The sequence below is a fragment of the Clostridium sp. CM74B_53 genome (assembly GCF_036318045.1).
In the GTDB taxonomy this organism is placed as follows: Bacteria; Bacillota; Clostridia; order Lachnospirales; family Lachnospiraceae; genus Pilosibacter.
The window spans coordinates 108,806-129,056 of record NZ_JAWQDE010000004.1 but is presented as its reverse complement, the minus strand read 5'-3'; the positions used below and the strand labels follow the sequence as shown (position 1 = coordinate 129,056).

The following is a 20,251-nucleotide window of genomic DNA, read 5'->3' as shown; positions in this document are numbered from 1 at the left end:
TTCTGCCATTGTTGACGTGCGTTCTGCTTACCAGTGATTTCATCGTCCGTACATGAAACCTGTAGATCCAGTGAACAGCCGTCGCCTTTCTCAGAATCTGAACGTATCCTGCCTTAATGTTTCATTCATCATGAGCGACCAGAATGCAGCCATGATCGTGCGGCAATAGTAGTCACGCTCTCTGACAAGGATCTGCTCCGTTACCAGCTCCGGAGGCAGCTCCGGGAAATATTCCTGATACGCATTCATATATTTCCGAAACGCCAGCAATGCTTTCTGCCAACGCACATCATCCCTGTTCTTCTGAACGATCTCCACTGCCTCTTCGCTCACATAACGACAGTTCCATACATGTTCCATCTCCCACAGGATCTGTCCAGCAGCACGCTCCGCATCAAACTCTTCCGGCACCTGAATTTCCAGGACCTCTTCTTTCCACTCTGCGATCTGTCCCAGAAGCTTTTTGGAGAGATGTCCGGCTCCAAATTCCAGAAATTCATCTTCATTATCGCGCCGGTATATCTGATAAAGCTCTCTTCTTTTTCTATGTTCCGCTGAATTGCTGAGATCATCATGGTACATTTTCGTCTTTGTCCGGTAGCCCTTCGTCTGAAGACTAAACCATAGTTCCCAGAAAGGAATGTCAGCCGCTTCCGCATATGCAGAAACAAGGTAGGTACATGGAGCACGGAGTGATATTTCGGCAATGATCCCGAATGTTCCGTCTTGTTCTGCCATTTTCCGGCGTTCCGGAAGTTCCGAAGAGATCAGCTCCCTGTAAAAATCCCGAAGCACTTCATCGGATCCGTCCGCCAGGTATTCCTTGATTTCTTTTACGAGGTAATCTTCCAGATCAACTAAAGTCGCATCCTTAATCTCACTTTTTGTTCCACAAAACGGATTCTTCTGTCTCTCCTCACTGGGCATAAATTTTACATGTAACAGTTCTATGATATCGTCCGTCGTAAACGGGATCGTATCATCCCATATCCTGTTCCATAATTTATATTCATCCACATCCCGGTACTCGTCCCTCTGCTTCAGGAATGCCAGAACATCCAGGATCCTTCCCCTGTGAGGAAAGTCCAGCTTTACCCCGGTCATGTCCTCGATCATCGCAGCGTAACTTCCAACCGGACATAATGCATCATCACTCATCAGGAAACACGGTGTCTCCGAATACGCTTCCTGCATGATCAAAATGCTGTTCATGGCAACGCCGAATTCATCCCATCCACGGTCCGGACAGATCAGTTGACATGTTTTCGTGTTATAACTGTCACCTTCCCGGACCCTCTTCTCGAACATGGAATAATTAAACCTTACGATTCCATCTTCATCTGCCTCCGGCTTTTTTAACACCGTGATCTCCCTGTCCCCAACCATTCGCTTTTCCGTCTGCCTGATCCCGAACACATCCAGAACCTTTTCTACATTCCTGTTGAACTCTTCCCGTTTCTCCTCCGGAATAGAAATGGTCCCGACAATCTTATATTTATCGTCTGCGTACATACTCGTTCCTTTCTGCTTGTCAGCGCTTCCCCTGCCTCCTGCTTTCACAGCCAGAGTCCATCAGAGCTTTCAATTTGATCCTGCTTTTATTCTAACAGAGACAACAAAAAACTTCTCCAACCGTTGATTTAAAATGTATGAAAATTTTATGTTGCTGTTATCCTCTTTTGAACTCTCTGTCTTTATGTTTTTATTTTACGATAGCCAGTTCACGATTTTTTTACACTTGCAATCTTACGAATGGAAAAAGACCAGAGGACTTTCTTGTTCAAAAAGAAAGTTCTCTGGTCTGTTCAACTTCGGTAACTATGCCCTGAGTGGGGCGAGCTTCATTTCTACCGGAATCCACATCACGCTGGTTGTTGCAATTGTAACACTGTGTCAATGGCCTGAATGGGGCGACCTCCATTTCTACTATCACAAACAGTACAGAAATATAATTCCGTTTTTTGGTGTCAATGCCCTGAATGGGGCGACCTCCATTTCTACGGATTTCGTCTGCAATAAAGCTTTCCCAATGGGTTGTGTCAATGCCCTGAAAGGGGCGACCTCCATTTCTACGAATATTTCGGAAATTACGCAGTATGCGGATATAATGTGTCAATGCCCTGAAAGGGGCGACCTCCATTTCTACACTTGCCTCTGGGAACCCGCATAAATAAAGGCTTTGCGGACTCGTTTTTGCAAGTATTTTCCAGAATATTCTGAAAAAGGCTTTTTTGAAGGTGATTTTTGGCATGTTCACAGTTTGTTCATATTTGTCGCAGAAACAAAGGTAATTTCTCGCTTTCAGCTGCCCCCATTATAACAGACTTCTTCAGGTTCCACAAGCAGATTATTTCCCATTATTGTGACCATTATTTGCGATCCCACCATCCCCCAGCGGTGAGCTTCCGGACAGGAGTGCATGATCCGGGGATCTGGCTTCCTCTTAGCTCGCGGGTGACTGCGTTAGAAAATCGATGACACTTGTCTGAGCGCAGCGAGTTGTGTCGTCGATTTTCTGCCCTTAGCAGTCTCTCGGGAGGTTAGAGGAACCATCCCCGCATCCCCGGCACTCCTGGCCGGAAGCTCACCGCGTACCCTCGCCAACACACCTCAAAATCCTTTTCCAGATTTTCACGGCACTCCTGTCTGGAATCTCACCGCGTACCCTCGCCAACACCCCAAGCAAGCACATACACAAAAAACGCACGCCCTGCATACCGATCCTCCCTGCATGCAAAACGTGCGTTTTCTAATCCAATCTCTATTACTCGTTCTTCAGATCCTCTTTCAGCTTACTAAAGAACCCTTTCTTCTTCCCTTCCTCCGGCGCAATTCCCTTCATCGCGTCATCAAACCGCTTCAGAGCCTCCTTCTGCTCCTCATTCAGCTTCTCCGGAACTGTAACAACAAGCGTTACATAATGATCACCGCGGATATTCTTATTTCTCAGGGACGGAACACCCTTACCGCGGAGACGTACCTTCGTGTCAGTCTGAGTTCCCGGTTTTACCTCGTACTCAACCTCACCGTCAACGGTCTTGATCTTGATCGGACCGCCGAGAGCTGCCGTTGCGAAAGAAATCGGTACAGTCGAGAAGATGGAAGTCTCCTGACGCATGAATACCGGGCTTCTGGATACAGTAACCTCAACGAGAAGGTCTCCTCTCTCGCCGCCGTTCGTACCCGGCTCACCCTTCCCGGCGATACGGATACTCTGTCCGTTATCGATACCGGCCGGGATCTTAACCTGGATCTTCTTCTTGCTGGAGATATATCCGGTGCCGTAGCAATCCGGGCATTTCTCCTTGACAACCTTACCGGTACCGCGGCAGTCCGGACATGTCTGGACATTCTGTACCTGGCCAAAGAACGACTGCTGTGTATAGACGATCTTACCCTTACCGTTACATTTCGGACAGGTGATCGGGGATGTACCAGGCTTTGCGCCGGTTCCGTGACACTTCGGACACTCATCCTTCAGGGTAAGCTCGATCTCCTTCTCACATCCGAAGATCGCCTCCTCAAACGTGATACGGACACCCGTTCTCAAATTTGCTCCGCGCATCGGACCATTGCTGCTTCTTCCGTATGCGGAACGTCCGCCAAAGAAATCTCCGAAGATATCTCCGAAAATGTCTCCCATATCGGCTCCGTTAAAGTCGAATCCGCCGTATCCGGCTCCGCCTGCACCTCCGTCGAAAGCCGCATGACCGAACTGGTCGTACTTCTTTCTCTTTTCCGGATCACTTAAGACACTGTATGCCTCGGAAGCTTCCTTGAACTTTGCCTCTGCCTCTTTGTCTCCCGGGTTTGCGTCCGGATGATATTTCTTTGCAAGAACTCGATATGCTTTCTTTAACGCCGCTTCGTCCGCATCTTTCGGCACGCCGAGGACTTCGTAATAATCTCTCTTGGTCTCTGCCATTGCTTTCTTTACCTTTCTTGTTAATGAACGGTACCACGTACCTTTTGCGGAATTCTGCCGCCGGAAGATCTGCCTTCACACGCCGTAACCAGATAACGCCAGAACCCATTCCAGACATCACGGTTTTATCTTCTGCCGTGATAAATTTTCTCCGGATCATTCATCGTCCGGAAACAAGGCAGCCGAAAGAACGCCCTTTTGCGGGCGTCCTTCCGGATCTGCTTTGCCTGACAGACTATTTTCAGTCTGTCAATTTATTTTTCGTCTTAGACCTCTTTGTAGTCTCCGTCAACGACATCATCGCCGTAGCCTGCCTGGCTTGCGCTCTGACCTGCCTGCGGACCAGCCTGACCCTGGGCACCTGCTGCGCCCTGAGCTGCCTGAGCCTGCTCATAAACCTTGGAGAATAACTTCTGGGCACTGTTCATGAGTTTCTCTTTCGCCGCCTTGATCTCATCGACCTGAGCATCTGTCATCTGATCTGCCGGAGCTTTTGCGATTGCTTCCTTGAGGGCATTTAAGTCAGCCTCAACAGCAGTCTTGTCGTTTGCATCGATCTTGTCGCCGACTTCCTCGAGAGCTTTCTCTGTCTGGAATACCATGGAGTCAGCTTCGTTTCTCGCATCAATCGCTTCTTTTCTCTTCTTATCCTCAGCCTCGTAAGCTGCAGCTTCCTTAACAGCCTTATCGATATCATCCTTGGACATGTTGGAACCGGATGTGATCGTGATGTGCTGCTCTTTGCCTGTTCCAAGATCCTTAGCGGATACATTTACGATACCGTTTGCATCGATATCGAATGTAACTTCGATCTGCGGAACACCTCTTCTTGCCGGAAGGATACCATCAAGACGGAACTGGCCAAGAGTTTTGTTGTCCTTTGCGAACTCACGCTCACCCTGTACAACGTGGATATCTACAGCTGTCTGGTTATCAGCGGCTGTGGAGAAGATCTGGCTCTTTCTTGTCGGGATGGTTGTATTTCTCTCGATCAGCTTTGTTGCTACGCCGCCCATGGTCTCGATTGCAAGGGAAAGCGGAGTAACATCGAGAAGAAGGATGTCGCCGGCACCAGCATCGCCTGCTAACTTACCACCCTGGATCGCTGCACCGATGGCTACGCACTCATCCGGGTTTAAGGACTTACTCGGCTCTTTGCCTGTTAACTGTTTTACCTTCTCCTGTGCGGAAAGCATACGTGTGGAACCACCTACAAGGAGAACCTTGGAAAGATCTGCTGCTGTTAAGCCGGCATCTCTTAATGCATTCTGTACCGGGATCGCTGTTCTCTCGATGAGGTCGCTTGTGAGTTCATCGAATTTTGCTCTTGTAAGGTTCATATCTAAGTGCTTCGGGCCATCAGCAGTTGCTGTGATGAACGGAAGGTTGATATTTGTTGTTGTTGCGGAAGAGAGTTCCTTCTTTGCTTTCTCAGCAGCTTCTTTTAATCTCTGAAGTGCCATCTTATCACCGGAAAGATCTACGCCCTCTGTCTTCTTGAACTCATCGATCATCCACTGTGTGACACGGTTATCGAAATCATCACCGCCGAGGTGTGTATCACCGTTCGTCGCAAGAACTTCAATAACGCCGTCACCGATCTCGATGATGGAAACATCGAATGTACCGCCGCCGAGGTCATATACCATGATCTTCTGCTCTTTCTCGTTGTCAAGGCCATAAGCAAGGGCTGCCGCTGTCGGCTCGTTGATGATACGCTTTACATCAAGACCGGCGATCTTACCTGCATCCTTTGTTGCCTGACGCTGGGCATCGTTGAAGTAAGCCGGAACTGTGATAACAGCTTCTGTTACCTTCTCACCGAGGTAGCTTTCAGCATCTGCTTTTAACTTCTGAAGGATCATCGCGGAGATCTCCTGCGGTGTGTACTTCTTGCCGTCGATGTCTACCTTGTAGTCAGTACCCATATGTCTCTTAATGGAGGAGATGGTTCTGTCAGCGTTTGTAACTGCCTGACGCTTTGCCGGCTCACCGACAAGTCTTTCTCCTGTCTTTGTAAATGCAACGATAGACGGTGTTGTTCTGACACCTTCTGTATTAGCGATAACTGTTGGTTTACCGCCTTCCATAACTGCTACGCAGCTGTTTGTTGTACCTAAGTCAATACCAATGATCTTGCTCATGATTTTTTCCTCCTGTTATATTTGGAATTAAGTGAATTTCAATGTTAATTTTGATACCGGATCGATCCGCACTTACGTGCTCTCACGATCCTTAGTTCGCAACCTGTACCATGCTGTGACGGACGATCGACTCTTTGTAGGTGTAACCCTTCTGAAGCTCAGCTGCCACAACATTTTCGCCGAGATTCTCATCCTCCACATGCATCACTGCGTTGTGGAAATTCGGATCAAACGGCTTTCCGACGGCCTCGATCGGCTTTACGCCGAGATCATCGAGCGTCTTTACAAACTGCTTATATATCTTTTCCATTCCCTCTGCAAATGCGGTTCCTTTCGCATCCTCCGGGATTGTGTTAAGACCTCTTTCAAAGTTGTCAACGATCGGAAGGATCTTTTCGATCACGTCCTTCGCGCCGATCTCATACATCGCGGACTTTTCCTTGTCCGTTCTCTTGCGATAATTATCAAATTCCGCCATCGATCTTCTGAGTTTGTCATTTAACTCATCAATCTTCTCGTCCTTCGGATCCTTTTTCTTTTCCGGAGCTTTTTCCTTCTTTCCGGCATCCTCGGACTTCTCAGTTTCTTTATCAGTCTCAGAGGCTTTCGCTTCTTTCTCTTCGGAAGCTTCCGTCTCCTGGTTCTCTTTTTCTAACTCTTTCTCTTCCACTGCTCTCTTCACCTTTCATTTTTAAATGTTTCGTTCAGCTGCGCGACAAGCGATCGCAAGGTTGTTACGACTTTCTCGTAATCCATCCGCTTTGGTCCTACAATACCGATCGTTCCTCGCATTCCATCACCGAGCGCATAATTTGCGGTTACGATGCTGCAGTCTTTCATGCTCTGGACCGGAGTTTCATCTCCGATGTAGACCTGGATCTCATTGTCCGGGTCATCGGTCTTATTCTGCTGCTGTTCATCGATCAGCCCACGGAGAAGTTCCTTATGTTCTAACGTGCTGATCAGCTGACTCGCTTTCTCTGTATCGGAAAGTTCCGGATATTTGAAAATATTGGTTGCCCCGCTCGTATAGATCTGAAGATCCTCATCCTGGGAACGGATCACTTCGCTGACCTCATTCAGGACCAGATCCACCACTCTTCTGTGGCTTCCGGCCTGCTCCTTCATCTTCGCGATCACACCAAGATTGATCTCCTCGATCGTCAGACCGTTCAGATTGCTGTTCAGGAGAATATTCAGATTCAGGATCTCCTCATCACTGAGTTCCTCATCAACCGTAACAAAAGAGTTCCGGATAATATTTCCTTCCACAACAATTACCACGAGAAGCTTATGTTCCTCAACTCTGGAGAGTTGGATAAATTTAAGCTTCGTCTGGCTGTAACTCGGTCCGCTGATCAGAGTCGCATAATTTGTATTCTTTGCGAGAACCTTTGCAAGCTGCTTCAAAAGCAGTTCCACGCGGTCAACCCGCTGGATCATCAGTTCCTGCATGTGCTCGACCTGACTGTCCTTCTCTTTAATGATCTGGTCAACATAAAACCGGTAACCCTTATCGGAAGGAATCCTTCCGGCTGAAGTATGCGGCTGAAGAATGTAACCAAGCTCTTCCAGATCAGACATCTCATTTCGGATCGTAGCGGAGCTGAGCTTCAGATCCGAGTATTTGGAAATCGTTCTGGATCCGACCGGCTCACCGGTCTCCAGGTACGTCTGGATAATCGCTTTCAAAATTTTCTCTTTTCTCTCATCCAGTTCCAAACCTCTCACCTCTTCTCTTTGATTTGCTAGCACTCTCTTTTGAGGAGTGCTAACATCTACAGTTGCTACTATATTACTTCGCAAGTTTTTTGTCAAGGGCTTTTGATAATTTTCACATTTTTTTCACAAATATAGGAATAATTCCTGTTTTATCCAGAAATCTCCCGGAAACCCCATAATTTCCCGCGCACTTTACCGACAGTAATCTTCCCCAACCAAACTATTTCCTTATAAGATATCGATTCTTCACACTCACTCCCGCAACTCCCCAGCGGTGAGGCTCCGGGCAAAAGTGCTTTGCTCCAGATATACACTTCCTCTTAATCCGCAGCTGACTGTGTTGAATACAAAATAGTACACGTCCGAGCGCAGGCAGCGAGTTATACCTCTTCCCTTCCTCCCGCCATCCCACAGCGGTGAGGCTCCGGGATGGCGTGCTTTGATCCGGGGATCTGGCTTCCTCTAAGCTCACGGGTGGCTGCGTTAGAAAATCGGTGACACTTGTCTGAGCGCAGCGAGTTGTATCCTTTTCCTTCCTCCCGCTACTCCACAGCGGTGAGGCTCCGGGATGGCGTGCTTTGATCCGGGGATCTGGCTTCCTCTTAACTCACGGGTGGCTGCGTTAGAAAATCGGCGACACTTGTCTGAGCGCAGCGAGTTGTGTCGTCGATTTTCTGCCCTTAGCAGCCGCCCGTGAGCTTAGAGGAACCATCCCCGCATCCCCTGCACGCTATCCCGGAGCCTCACCGCGTACCCCCCGAAAACTTGACAAATAAAAAAATCCGTGTATAATACATATTTGTTTCCAAATTGTTACATATTTGTTACATCACAGCATATACTTTGTAACAGATATGAAACAAAAAAGAAAGGATATGTTATATGAAGAAAATCAGAATGACCATCAGTGTTTTAATAACCATCCTCGCGATGCTCCTAAACACCGTATGCGCCTTCGCAAGCACCTCGAAAAACTCTGGCCACCTCGACAGCATCGACGGAAATAAGATCTCCGGATGGGCGTGGAACTCCGCGGCCCCGGACACCCCGGTCTCCGTCACTGTCACCGTGGTCAACGCCCATACAGGCGACTCTCTCTTAGCAGAGACCGCCACCGCAGATATCGAACGCGATGACTTAAAGACAAGCGGCATCGGAAACGGCGCCCACGGCTTTGAGATCATGATCGACTGGTCCTCCATTCCGGACAACACCTACATGATAAAACTCAGCGTAAACGGACAGGCACTTCCGATCGCCTACCAGTACGATACCGAGACAGGCATCATCAAAAACGCGACTCTCGTCTCCTTAGGAACCTTCAAGACAACCGCCTACTGCCCATGCAGAAGCTGCTCCGAAGGATATGGACGCCTCACAAAAACAGGAACCCAGGCCACCGCGAGCCGCACCGTAGCCGTTGACCCGCGCGTCATCCCGCTCGGAAGCCATCTTCTCATCGACGGCGTCGAATATATCGCTGAGGACGTCGGCGGCGGCGTCAAAGGAAAACACATCGATATTTTTTACAACACACATTCGGAAACAAAAAATCACGGCGTGGAACGTTCTGAGGTCTATCTGATCCAGTCCTGATGCTCCGTTTTCTTACAAAAAGGTGATCTGCCATTGCGCAGGTCACCTTTTTTTACAGGAAAATCCGCGCTTCACAGACTTTAGCGCTCTGCCTTTCCGATTTCATTTTTTCTATGTTCTCATATACACAAAAAGGGAATCTCCATGGAGCATCCAGTCTCTCACGGAAGATTCCCTTTTATCCTTTGCTTTTTTAAACCGTATGTCCCTTGGCAACATAAAACGGCTGTGTATCCGTTCCCTTAAGCTCCTGTCCGACCTCGATCGTAACGTTCTTATCGGTAACAACGTAATCCAAGCGTCCGCCGGCCTTCACGACCGTATCCTGCATCAGGACACTGTTTCTGATCTTCGCGCCTTTCTCGATCTTGACGCCTCTGAAAAGAATACAGTTCTCAACATCTCCCTCGATCACACAGCCATCTGCAACGAGGTTATTTTTCGCCTTACATCCGGTAATGTATCTCGTCGGGTTGTCGTCACGGATCTTTGTGTAGACCGGACCGCCGGTAAACAGCGCTTCCAGATTCTCATCGTCAAGAAGCTTCATATTCTCGTCAAAGTAGCTCTTCAGTCCGCAGATCCTTGCATAATATCCTTCATACTTGTACGCGCGGACGTTATATTTCTCCAGGCGCGGTGCAAGGATATCACGCTCAAAATAGGAATAGCCGCGTACAAACGCCGCATGGATCTTCTCGATCAGAGCTTCTCTTTCCATAATATAGATGTTCATGGAAAGATTCTGTTTTCCGCTCTCCTCGGAATTCATGAAGATCCTTTTCACACGCCCGTCCTCGAGCTTTAACGTGTAATACATGTCCCCATGGGCGCCCGCGTGGATCAGCTCCGCCGGGATCTCCTGCTCCGCGTAAGCGACAGTCACATCGGCGCCGCTCTCGATATGTGCCCTTAACATATCATTGAAATCAAAATCGACCGCAATATTTGCGTCGGTCATGATAACGTACTTTTCTTTCTTATTTTTAAGGAACTGCAGAATACTCTCCAGCGCTTCGACACGGCCGCTGTAGACCTTCATGTTCTTCTCCGCATACGGCGGGAAGATGCTGAGACCTCCGTTCTTTCTGAGAAGATCCCACTCACGGCCGGATCCCAGATGGTCCATCAGGGAATGGTAATTCTCGCGGACCACGATGGAGATATTGCTGATCCCGCAGTTTGCGAGACTCGAAAGGAGGAAATCGATGATCCGGTAACGTCCCGCGAACGGGATGGATGCCATCAGGCGGTCGCCCGCAAGTTCCGGCACCAGATTGTCATAACTGTTCGGGAAAATAATACCGATCGCATTTGCATTGGAATTTACCATTGTTCTTCACCGTCCTCCACATTTTTATTGACCATGGCGTTCGGGCCGATCTTTGCGCCCTTTCCGATTGTGATCCCGGATCCGATCGTCGCGACACCGTGTCCCTCATCCTTCGGCATGGAACCGACGATCGCATTCTCACCGATCACAACGTTCTCGGCAACGATGCAGTGTTCCACAACGGCACCGGCCTTGATGACGGTTCCACCCATGACAACGGCATCCTCGACCTTTGCACCTTTTTCTACCTTAACACCGGAGAACAGGATCGAATGCTTTACATTTCCATCAATCCGGCAGCCGTCTGTGATCATACAGTTCTCAACGACCGCGTTGGAGCCGATCTTATGTCCGGTCATGCCGCTGTTCCGGCTGTAGATCTTCCAATTCTCATCAAAGAGGTTGATCCCGCTATGCTCCGGATCCAGAACCTCCATATTTGCCTCCCAGAGGGAAGAGATCGTTCCGACATCCTTCCAGTATCCCTCAAAGTGGTAGGCGTACATTTTTCGTCCGTCCTTCAGAAGGTTCGGGATAATGTTGTTTCCGAAGTCGTTCTCGGAGTTCGGATCCGCCTCGTCCTCGATCAGGTACTTCTTTAAGATATCCCAGTTGAAGATGTAGATTCCCATCGAAGCCAGGTTGGACTTCGGGTTCTTCGGTTTCTCCTGAAACTCCGTGATCCGGTCATCATCGTCTGCGACCATCAGGCCGAAGCGGGATGCCTCATCCCACGGGACCTCCATAACGGCAACGCTGAACTCCGCTCCTTTCTCCTTGTGGAAGCGGAGGAAATCACTGTAATCCTGCTTACAGATCTGGTCACCTGATAAGATGATCACATACTGCGGATCGTAGCGCTCGATAAACGGAATGTTCTGATAGATCGCGTTTGCGGTTCCCTTATACCAGTCGGAGCCGGACGCTTTCTGGTACGGCGGCAGTACATGGACTCCCCCGTAGAGACGGTCAAGATCCCACGGCTGACCGTTTCCGATATACTCATTCAACACCATCGGCTGGTACTGGGTCAGAATTCCAACGGTATCGATTCCTGAATTTACACAGTTCGAGAGCGGGAAGTCGATGATCCGATACTTTCCGCCGAAAGGAACTGCCGGTTTTGCAAGCTTCTGTGTCAGCGCGTAGAGTCTGGAGCCCTGTCCGCCGGCAAGGAGCATTGCGATCATTTCCTTAGCCATAAAAATATCCCCCTGTATTTCTGGATCGGTATTCTCCGTGCAAAATGCATAAAATCGCATTCTCAAGGATTGTATAAATTATAGCACATTTTCGCCGTTTTTGATAGCTTTTTATACATTTTTACCATACTTTTACTTTGCCTATATATTTCTGTATTACTTTATACTCATAAAGTCAAAATTTCCCATAAATCTAAAAAACGCAGCCTCCGCAGGAACTTCAGTCCTGCAGAAACTGCGCCATGATATAGTTGCTCACATCGAGCCCGTAATCAGTCAGTACAAAGCGGTCGCCTTCAAAATGCGCGGCCTTTTCTTTCACGAATGTTTCCATCAGCCCCGGGTAGACTTCCTTTGCGGAGATCCCGAATCGTCTTTCAAATTCTGAAAGCGACACCCCGGCCGTCATCCGGAGCCCTACATAGAAGAATTCCTCTTCCATATCCTTCTTCGTCAGCTTTTCGATATCTGCAAACATTCCCGGCTTTTCTTCGAGATACTGCTTCATATCCGGGTTCACGGTGAACCGGCAGCCGTCCAGATAGGAGGACGCCCCGAGTCCGAGTCCCAGGTACGGAACTCCGGTCCAGTAGCCGATGTTGTGGCGGCACTCCCGCCCCGGCTTCGCATAATTGGAAATCTCATACCGTTCGTATCCGCAGTCCTTTAAAAACCGCTTCGTCTCATGGTACATCTCCCGCTCGGAGTCCTCATCCGGAAGAAGTTTCCGCCCCTCTTCGCTCCCATATCGTTCACCGAACGGCGTTCCTTCCTCGATGATCAGGCTGTATGCGGAGATATGTTCCGGATCAAGATCCGTGACCCGCGAGAGCGTCTTCTTCCATGACTCACAGGTCTGTCCCGGAAGCGCCGACATGAGATCGATATTCAGGTTCGCAAACCCGCACTCGCGGGCCAGCGTAAAGCTCTCCAGAAATTCCGCCCAGGTGTGGATCCGCCCCAGAAGTTTTAACTCCCGGTCATTCGCCGACTGGAGACCGAAGCTCAGCCGGTTGATCCCAGCTTTCCGGTAATCCGTAAGTTTCTCCCGCGTCACCGTCCCGGGATTCGCCTCCATGGAGATCTCCGCGCCATCCGCGACATGAAACGCATGTCTGACATGTTCCATGATCTCCACGATCAGCCCAGAGTCCGGCACCGACGGGGTTCCGCCCCCGATAAAGATCGTCTCGACCGGGATCTCCCCGTATCGTTTTCCCATGACACCGATGTCTTCCATCAGCCGCTTTGCATACATTCTCTGCATCTTGGCTCCTGACGGGAATGACAGGAAATCGCAGTAGGCACACTTTCTCACACAGAACGGCATGTGCAGATATAATTCCATGCCCCCGCTCATTTGAGCACCCCGCAGAGCATTTCGATCTCATCCTCAAACAGACAGTATCCCGGATCATGCGCTTTTACCGACGCAAGGACATCTTCGATCTTCATCCACTTTACGGACTCCACTTCTTCCTTCTGAAGTTTCAGGTCTTCGATCTCCACCGTTTTCTCATAGACGAAGACATGGCTCTTTTCATGGTTTTTAAAGATCTGTCCGCCAAATTCGCCCTCATAGCGCCCGTCGTGGACTCCCACAAGCCGCAGCTCTTCCGGTTTCGCTGTGATCCCAAGCTCTTCCTTCAGCTCTCTCAGCGCCGATTCCAGGTAGTCCTGTCCCGCCGGGATATGTCCGGCGCTGGAGATGTCATAACAGCCTGCGAAGGAATCCTTTTCCCCGCTCCGCTTCTGTAAAAGCAGGTCATGTCCTCCATCCGCGCGTTTTCTCACGACCCAGACATGGCTCGTCCGGTGCCAGTCTCCGTGAAGATGGACCAGAGTCCGCCAGCGCACCTGACCGGACGGTTCCCCGTCTTCACGGAGCAGATCGAGAAGCTCCAACGGCTTTCCATCGAGGACCGCCTCCTTTAAAAGATCATCCTGATAGCGGAGTTTTAAGGAGAAAAACGGCGCATCTTCATCGAGAAGATAATGGAAGATCCGGTCGCCCTCCCACAGGTTCAGGCGGTCGATCTGCGTTTTCGGGACCCACTCCAGCGTTCCCTCATTGCATTCCGCGAGCTCCCCCGCAAAGCCGTCCGCCGTGTAGAGGAAAATGTACTCCATCTCCTCATCGTCATCGTTGTATACAAAAGTCAGGACGCCCCGGAGCCGGTAGTCTGTGAGCGTCAGACCGGTCTCCTCCTTCGTCTCCCTGAGGATACAGTCCTCCGGACTCTCCCCGCGTTCAAACTTTCCGCCGATGCCGATCCATTTGTCCTTATTGACGTCATGTTTCTTTTTGATCCGGTGGATCATCAGATATTTTTCATCTTTTTCGATATAACAAAGAGTTGTAAGTTTCATTGTGTACCTCACTCTGTTTTTTCAGGGTCTGTCTCCGTCAGGGAAACCGTTCTCCTTTCAGGAGATAAGTAACGGCAAAATCGGTCCGTTTCCATAGATTTGAAAAGAACCGCCGGTGACAGGCCCTGCAGTCAGGAATTCGATCTCCGGTCCGGATACAGGAAAAGTCCATTTCTTATACCGGAAATGGACTTTTGCGTTTTTCCCCTGCTGCGGCGCAGGCAGGGAGTATTCTGGACTATATCCTTTTGTCTGTCAGACTGTATTTTTTCAGCTTTTTCCAGAATCCGGCGGAATCTATCCTGCCAATCGATCTCTGATTTTTAAAATCGCTGTTCTTCCCTCTGCCGTCTACTCCTCATCCAGCTTCAGGACGCTCATGAACGCCTTCTGCGGGATCTCCACATTTCCGACCTGGCGCATACGCTTCTTTCCTTCCTTCTGCTTCTCGAGAAGTTTCTTCTTTCGGGAAATATCGCCGCCGTAGCACTTCGCGAGGACATCCTTTCTCATCGCTCTGACGGTCTCACGCGCGATGATCTTTCCGCCGACGGCCGCCTGGATCGGGATCTCAAATAAGTGTTTCGGGATCTCATCCTTTAACTTCTCGCACATCTTTCTTCCGCGCTCGTAGGCGGAACCTTCGAAGACAATGAAGGAAAGGGCATCGACCGCCTCTTTGTTGATCAGGATATCGAGTTTGACAAGCTCGGACTTCTCGTATCCCTTTAACTCGTAGTCGAAGGACGCGTAACCGCGGGATCTGGATTTCAGCGCATCGAAGAAATCGTAGATGATCTCGTTTAACGGAAGCTCATATTTTAAGAGTGCACGAGTCTCTTCCATATATTCCATTCCGAGGTAAACGCCGCGGCGCTCCTGGCACAGCTGCATGATCGCACCGACAAATTCGGTCGTGACCATGATCTCTGCGGAGACGATCGGCTCTTCCATATAGTCGATCTCGGACGGATCCGGCATGTTGGACGGGTTCGTGAGGTCGATCACCTCTCCGTTCGTCTTGTGAATCCGGTATACAACGCCCGGAGCCGTTGTGACAAGGTCGAGGTTGTACTCGCGCTCTAAGCGCTCCTGGATGATCTCCAAGTGTAAAAGTCCAAGGAATCCGCAGCGGAATCCGAATCCGAGAGCGATGGATGTCTCCGGCTCAAAGAACAGGGACGCGTCATTTAACTGTAATTTTTCCAGGGCGTCACGAAGCTCCGGATATTTCGCTCCATCCGCCGGGTAGAGACCGCAGTAGACCATCGGAGTGACTTTCTTATATCCCGGAAGCGGTGCTGCACATGGATTTAAGCGGTTCGTCACCGTATCGCCGACACGGGTATCTTTTACGTTCTTGATGCTGGCGGTAATATAACCTACCATACCGGCGCGGAGCTCATCGCACGGGATAAACTGGCCTGCGCCAAAGTATCCGACCTCCACGACATCGTAGGAAGCGCCCGTCGCCATCATCTGGATCGGGGTTCCTTTCTTAACGGTTCCCTCTTTCACACGGCAGAACACGATAACGCCGCGGTAGGAATCGTAGAGGGAGTCGAAGATCAGGGCCTGGAGAGGTGCCTCCGGATCTCCCTTCGGAGCCGGGATCTTGTGGACGATCGCCTCTAAAACATCTTCGATATTTAAGCCCATCTTTGCGGAGATCCTCGGCGCATCGTGAGCCTCAAGTCCGATCACGTCCTCGATCTCCTCCGCCACACGGTCCGGATCGGCGCTCGGAAGGTCGATCTTATTGATGACCGGGACAACGTCGAGGTCATGGTCAAGGGCGAGGTAGACGTTCGCAAGTGTCTGCGCCTCGATTCCCTGGGCCGCGTCAACGACAAGGATCGCGCCGTCACAGGCCGCAAGGCTTCGGGATACCTCATAGTTAAAGTCCACATGACCTGGGGTATCGATCAGGTTGAAGATATACTCTTCGCCGTCCTTCGCCTTATAGACAGTACGGACAGCCTGGGATTTGATCGTGATGCCGCGCTCGCGCTCGAGCTCCATATTGTCGAGAACCTGCGCCTGCATCTCACGGCTCGTTAAAAGACCGGTCTTCTCGATAATGCGGTCCGCCAGCGTGGATTTACCGTGATCGATGTGGGCAATGATACAGAAATTTCTGATTTTATCCTGGGAATAATGAACCATTCATGTTCCTCTCTTCTTTTTTACTTCTGCAGGGATCCGGCGCCCTGAGACAGCCGGTTTCCTGCACATCTTTCTTCGTAACTGTTCAGTCCCTCACAGTTACGAGCAAAAATCCATTCCAAATCGGCTTCGCCGATGGGATTTTTGCCTTCAAGCCTGTGTTTTGTTACGGTCAGCGCAGCAAGTGCGCAGACCTACTGAATAATTACCTTTCTTCTATATTTATCGCATTCATTTTCCCATCAGATTCCCTGAGCAGGCTGATGGGGGCAGAAATGGCAATTTATCATATTAAATATAGCATTATTTGCCTTCATGCGCAAGCAGTTCTGAACATGACCGCCCGCAGATTTTGCCGGTTTTTCCGGGAGCCATGGTCTCACTTTCAGTATTTATGATCCCGGGTCTTCCTTCGCAAATATTTACCTTGCAATTTTTCATTTTTACAGGTTTTGTTAAAGCAATTGACATTCCAACCGTTCTGATTTAGACTTTAATTAACATTCTTTACATGAACTTGACATTCATTTCATTGACTGGGATTTCTGCTCCCGGTCCCTCTTTTGTCACCCGTCCACCATTTTCCTGCTGCGATATCCGGACAGGATCCTGCATGACTCTCCATTTTGGAAACATATCCGGTAACTACTGCAGCCTTTTGCGTCACGCCAAGGAGAACCCGCTATGAACCATACCCCTAAAAAACAAAAATCCATGGACATGACATCCGGTTCCATCACGAAACTTCTCATCATGTTCGCGGTTCCGCTTGTGATCGGAAATCTCTTTCAGCAGCTCTACAACACCGTAGACAGCCTCGTCGTCGGAAACTTCGTCGGCTCCCACGCCCTCGCCGCTGTTGGGTCCACAACAAGTATCATCAACATGATCGTCATGTTCTTCACAGGAACTTCCGTCGGCGCCGGCGTCGTGATCAGCCGCTACTACGGAGCGCACGATGATGAAAAACTCCACATCGCAGTCGAGACGACGATGGCGCTGACTTTCATCTGCGGAATTCTCCTGACCGGACTCGGCATCTGGGTCACCCCGTATATGCTGGAATTCATGTCCACACCGGAGGATGTCCTTCCGTCTGCGTCCGTGTACCTTGAAATCTATTTTTCCGGCGTGTTCGGTCTTCTTGTATACAATATGGGAAGTGCGATCCTGCGCGCGGTGGGCGATACGAAACGTCCCCTCTACTTTCTCTGTCTCTCCAGCGTCATGAACATCGCGCTCGACCTCCTCTTTGTGGTCGGCTTCGGAATGGCGATCGAGGGCGTTGCCTACGCGACGATCATCTCCCAGTTCATCTCCGCTGCCCTGGTACTCGTCGTCCTCTCCCGCAGCACGGAAAATTACAGACTTACCTGGCGTGATCTGCGGATCGACAAAGGAATCTTCAAGCAGATCCTCATGATCGGACTTCCGACCGGATTCCAGCAGTCGCTGACCTCATTCTCAAACGTGTATGTCCAGTCCTACATCAACACCTTCGGTTCGAGCTGTATGGCCGGATGGAGCAGTTATTCGAAGATCGACCAGTTCGTCTTTCTTCCGATGCAGAGTATCGGTCAGGCTTCCACGACCTTCATGAGTCAGAACCTCGGTGCCGGAAACCTTCCGAGGGCCAAAAAAGGTACCGGTGTCGCGATGCGCCTCGCTCTCATTATCACGTTCGCAAGCGCCGCCGTCCTCTTCCTGTTCGCCCCGAGCCTTGTCGCGATCTTTAACCAGGAGCCGGATGTGGTCCGCTACGGAACCATGTTTCTCCGGATGAACGTCTTCATGCTCGCGTTCTGCTGCCCGAACCAGGTTGTCGCAGGAGCCATGCGAGGAGCCGGTGATTCCAGGACTCCGATGCTGATCATGCTGTTCTCCTTTGTCCTGTTCCGCCAGATCTATCTCTATATTGCAACCTCGATCTGCAACACGGCCGCAGTTGTCGGCTTCGGTTATCCGATCGGATGGATCGTGGCATCCATTCTCGTCGAGCTTTATTATATGTCCGGAAAGTGGGAAAAGAAGATCAGTATGTAAGGAAATCCCGGCAGTCACCTGGCCTTCGGATTTTTTAATCTCCCTGTCCATGATCCAACACAAGATCCAGGATATCTGCAAGCGGCTCCATCGCCGCCTTCGCCTCCGCGTATGTGTTTGTCTGCGCGCCCACCTCGATCAGGGCGGAGCGCGCCCGGACATGCTCATTATAGCGGAGGCCTTTTAAATAGATCTTTCTCATCAGTCCCGGATATTTTCCATCCGCCAGAAGCTGCATCTGGAAGCTGAATGCCAGGTTTTCTCTGAGATTCGGATTCGGAAGATATTCGATCGGTCCGTCCGGGCTCATGGACGTCCCATTGAAAAACATGAGTTTTGCCGTCTCGCTCCCGCCGAGTTCCGTCACAAGTCTCGTCCCATCCGCAACGCCGTCCCTGTGGATATCTAAAACCACTTCGATGGACGGATATTTCTGTAAAAGTCCCGTGATCCCATCAAGTGCATAGGTATACGCCGCACTCCGGTCCAGCTTTCCGTCCCGATAATCGTAAACACTCTCATCATGAAACACGTTGTAACCGCGTTCCCGCAAAAGGACCGCCAGCTCCTCTCCCAGATGGATCACATCCGCCTCCGGATTTTCCGGATAATCCGCGTAAGTCTCCTGGGAGTGGGTGTGGTAGATCAGGATCTGCGGACTGTCCGCATTCTTTTCGATGGAAAGATCGGTGGACAGAAATGTTTCTGCCTGCATCAGATCACGGCTCGCCGTCGTGGTCGGATGGACATTATAGAATTTTTTCATCAGATAGTCATAATCATTCAGTTTTTCTAATATAATGCCGGAATTTCCGGTGTTGAAAATTCCGGATGCCAGGAGATTGTCATCCGATACAGCTCTTTCCTCATGAAGCTGCCCGCTTTCGGTTTGTTCTGACAGACTGCTTTCGTCTAGTCCTCCGTTCATCCCCTCTTTTATTCCCTCGTTCGCATTTCCGCCTTCCTGTATTGTTTGCCCGCTTTCGTCCCCGTTTTCCTGTATCATTTTCCCGCTTTCGTCCCTGTATTCTTCCTCTCCAGCCTCCCTGCCTGCGATCCATTCCGCCCGCATCGCCTCGTTCTCATTTTCGATCCCGAAGATTTCTTCATACTCCGCATTCAGCCCGCTGTTTTCATTTTTCCGACTTTCCCGGAAAAACGATACGCCTTCATCTTCTTTCCACGCAGGAAGAAATCCCCGCACAATATCGTCAGCGATCTGTACCGCATGATCCTCATAAAATTTACCCAGCGAAACCGAAAAAACTTTTCTCCCCAGATATAAAACTGCCGCACATACCGCCGCGATCCCGATCCACAGCCCGGCATACCGGAGGACTCCCAGTAAATTCCCGAACATCTGCACGACAAACCGGCGGTCCGCCTGAAGCATCCGCTTAAAATAGTACCATCTCCGCCTCATCCTTACCGCCCGGCCCGCCGTTTCCTTACATTTTATGTGCAAGAGCGGTGATTCAGTACCTTTACGCCCGATCGCCGGATACCAATCAAGTCTGCTGCTTTTTTCGAGTACATCACGCTATCGCTGCTGAAGAAATCGCATTTTCTTCACTGGATTTTTCTTATCTCATTTCGGATAAATTTCGCACACACTTTCCATCAGCTCCTGTAACGGAATCATTTTTCGTAACTGTTCATTACACGCCTACAGGAACCTCCCCTGGAGCTTCCTTCGGATGCATAGCAGATTTATTACAGTCAACGCAGCAAGTGCACAGATCTGCTGAAC

The 20,251-nt window shown here is 50.0% G+C and carries 14 protein-coding genes; 2 read left to right on the top strand and 12 right to left on the bottom strand.

From position 1 onward, the window contains the following. Positions 1 to 90: 90 nt before the first annotated feature. The 6 genes from V2546_RS04800 to hrcA all read right to left on the bottom strand — a co-directional run bounded on the left by V2546_RS04800 (position 91) and on the right by hrcA (position 7,800). Positions 91 to 1,512 carry a hypothetical protein gene (locus V2546_RS04800; RefSeq protein ID WP_329751687.1) on the bottom strand — a complete coding sequence of 474 codons (1,422 nt, stop codon included), beginning with the start codon at positions 1,510 to 1,512 and terminating at the stop codon, positions 91 to 93. A 268-nt stretch (positions 1,513 to 1,780) separates the two neighbouring features. Next, a complete protein-coding gene (locus tag V2546_RS15650) occupies positions 1,781 to 2,251 on the bottom strand; it encodes a hypothetical protein (RefSeq protein ID WP_486463563.1) in 471 nt (156 codons plus the stop codon). Between the two features lie 513 nt (positions 2,252 to 2,764). After that, positions 2,765 to 3,925 (bottom strand): molecular chaperone DnaJ, encoded by a 1,161-nt coding sequence (dnaJ, locus tag V2546_RS04795; RefSeq protein WP_118299190.1) that lies wholly within the window; start codon positions 3,923 to 3,925, stop codon positions 2,765 to 2,767. Between the two features lie 266 nt (positions 3,926 to 4,191). After that, the gene (gene dnaK / locus V2546_RS04790) at positions 4,192 to 6,069 is read right to left on the bottom strand and encodes a molecular chaperone DnaK (RefSeq protein ID WP_118299191.1); all 1,878 of its coding nucleotides are present in this window, start codon (positions 6,067 to 6,069) and stop codon (positions 4,192 to 4,194) included. 91 nt (positions 6,070 to 6,160) lie between these two features. Further along, a complete protein-coding gene (gene grpE / locus V2546_RS04785) occupies positions 6,161 to 6,739 on the bottom strand; it encodes a nucleotide exchange factor GrpE (protein WP_243022267.1) in 579 nt (192 codons plus the stop codon). 8 nt (positions 6,740 to 6,747) lie between these two features. Continuing rightward, entirely contained in the window at positions 6,748 to 7,800 is a 1,053-nt protein-coding gene (hrcA, locus tag V2546_RS04780) for a heat-inducible transcriptional repressor HrcA (RefSeq protein ID WP_118299193.1), read from the bottom strand. A gap of 873 nt (positions 7,801 to 8,673) precedes the next feature. On the opposite strand from hrcA, the gene V2546_RS04775 reads away from it, so the two are divergent. After that, positions 8,674 to 9,387, top strand: a complete 714-nt coding sequence (locus V2546_RS04775; protein WP_118299194.1) for a 3D domain-containing protein — start codon at positions 8,674 to 8,676, stop codon at positions 9,385 to 9,387. Between the two features lie 193 nt (positions 9,388 to 9,580). Here V2546_RS04775 and glgD read toward each other — a convergent pair whose 3' ends face one another. From glgD to lepA, 5 genes are all read right to left on the bottom strand, one after another. After that, complete coding sequence (gene glgD, locus V2546_RS04770) at positions 9,581 to 10,720, bottom strand: glucose-1-phosphate adenylyltransferase subunit GlgD (RefSeq protein ID WP_118530799.1); 1,140 nt, start codon at positions 10,718 to 10,720, stop codon at positions 9,581 to 9,583. Continuing rightward, on the bottom strand, positions 10,714 to 11,922 hold the full coding sequence (locus V2546_RS04765; RefSeq protein WP_118530796.1) for a glucose-1-phosphate adenylyltransferase: 1,209 nt from the start codon (positions 11,920 to 11,922) through the stop codon (positions 10,714 to 10,716). The genes glgD and V2546_RS04765 overlap by 7 nt, the downstream gene beginning before the upstream one ends. A 220-nt stretch (positions 11,923 to 12,142) precedes the next feature. Continuing rightward, positions 12,143 to 13,282, bottom strand: coding sequence for a radical SAM family heme chaperone HemW (gene hemW, locus V2546_RS04760; protein ID WP_486463562.1), 1,140 nt, complete (start codon positions 13,280 to 13,282; stop codon positions 12,143 to 12,145). After that, on the bottom strand, positions 13,279 to 14,292 hold the full coding sequence (locus tag V2546_RS04755) for an NUDIX domain-containing protein (RefSeq protein ID WP_329751685.1): 1,014 nt from the start codon (positions 14,290 to 14,292) through the stop codon (positions 13,279 to 13,281). The genes hemW and V2546_RS04755 overlap by 4 nt, the downstream gene beginning before the upstream one ends. A 351-nt stretch (positions 14,293 to 14,643) precedes the next feature. Next, a complete protein-coding gene (gene lepA, locus V2546_RS04750; RefSeq protein WP_118515568.1) occupies positions 14,644 to 16,458 on the bottom strand; it encodes a translation elongation factor 4 in 1,815 nt (604 codons plus the stop codon). A 684-nt stretch (positions 16,459 to 17,142) separates the two neighbouring features. Here lepA and V2546_RS04745 point away from each other — a divergent pair. Further along, the gene (locus V2546_RS04745; protein ID WP_118530780.1) at positions 17,143 to 18,501 is read left to right on the top strand and encodes an MATE family efflux transporter; all 1,359 of its coding nucleotides are present in this window, start codon (positions 17,143 to 17,145) and stop codon (positions 18,499 to 18,501) included. A gap of 34 nt (positions 18,502 to 18,535) precedes the next feature. On the opposite strand, the gene V2546_RS04740 is transcribed toward V2546_RS04745, so the two are convergent. Next, the gene (locus tag V2546_RS04740) at positions 18,536 to 19,924 is read right to left on the bottom strand and encodes a stage II sporulation protein P (RefSeq protein ID WP_329751684.1); all 1,389 of its coding nucleotides are present in this window, start codon (positions 19,922 to 19,924) and stop codon (positions 18,536 to 18,538) included. Positions 19,925 to 20,251: the final 327 nt, after the last annotated feature.

Bases quoted from the DNA above. Each gene is read 5' to 3' on its own strand.
- V2546_RS04800 (WP_329751687.1), bottom strand. From the start codon at position 1,512: ATGTACGCAGACGATAAATATAAGATTGTCGGGACCATTTCTATTCCG.
- V2546_RS15650 (WP_486463563.1), bottom strand. From the start codon at position 2,251: ATGCCAAAAATCACCTTCAAAAAAGCCTTTTTCAGAATATTCTGGAAA.
- dnaJ (WP_118299190.1), bottom strand. From the start codon at position 3,925: ATGGCAGAGACCAAGAGAGATTATTACGAAGTCCTCGGCGTGCCGAAA.
- dnaK (WP_118299191.1), bottom strand. From the start codon at position 6,069: ATGAGCAAGATCATTGGTATTGACTTAGGTACAACAAACAGCTGCGTA.
- V2546_RS04775 (WP_118299194.1), top strand. From the start codon at position 8,674: ATGAAGAAAATCAGAATGACCATCAGTGTTTTAATAACCATCCTCGCG.
- glgD (WP_118530799.1), bottom strand. From the start codon at position 10,720: ATGGTAAATTCCAATGCAAATGCGATCGGTATTATTTTCCCGAACAGT.
- V2546_RS04765 (WP_118530796.1), bottom strand. From the start codon at position 11,922: ATGGCTAAGGAAATGATCGCAATGCTCCTTGCCGGCGGACAGGGCTCC.
- hemW (WP_486463562.1), bottom strand. From the start codon at position 13,282: ATGAGCGGGGGCATGGAATTATATCTGCACATGCCGTTCTGTGTGAGA.
- V2546_RS04755 (WP_329751685.1), bottom strand. From the start codon at position 14,292: ATGAAACTTACAACTCTTTGTTATATCGAAAAAGATGAAAAATATCTG.
- lepA (WP_118515568.1), bottom strand. From the start codon at position 16,458: ATGGTTCATTATTCCCAGGATAAAATCAGAAATTTCTGTATCATTGCC.
- V2546_RS04745 (WP_118530780.1), top strand. From the start codon at position 17,143: ATGAACCATACCCCTAAAAAACAAAAATCCATGGACATGACATCCGGT.
- V2546_RS04740 (WP_329751684.1), bottom strand. From the start codon at position 19,924: ATGAGGCGGAGATGGTACTATTTTAAGCGGATGCTTCAGGCGGACCGC.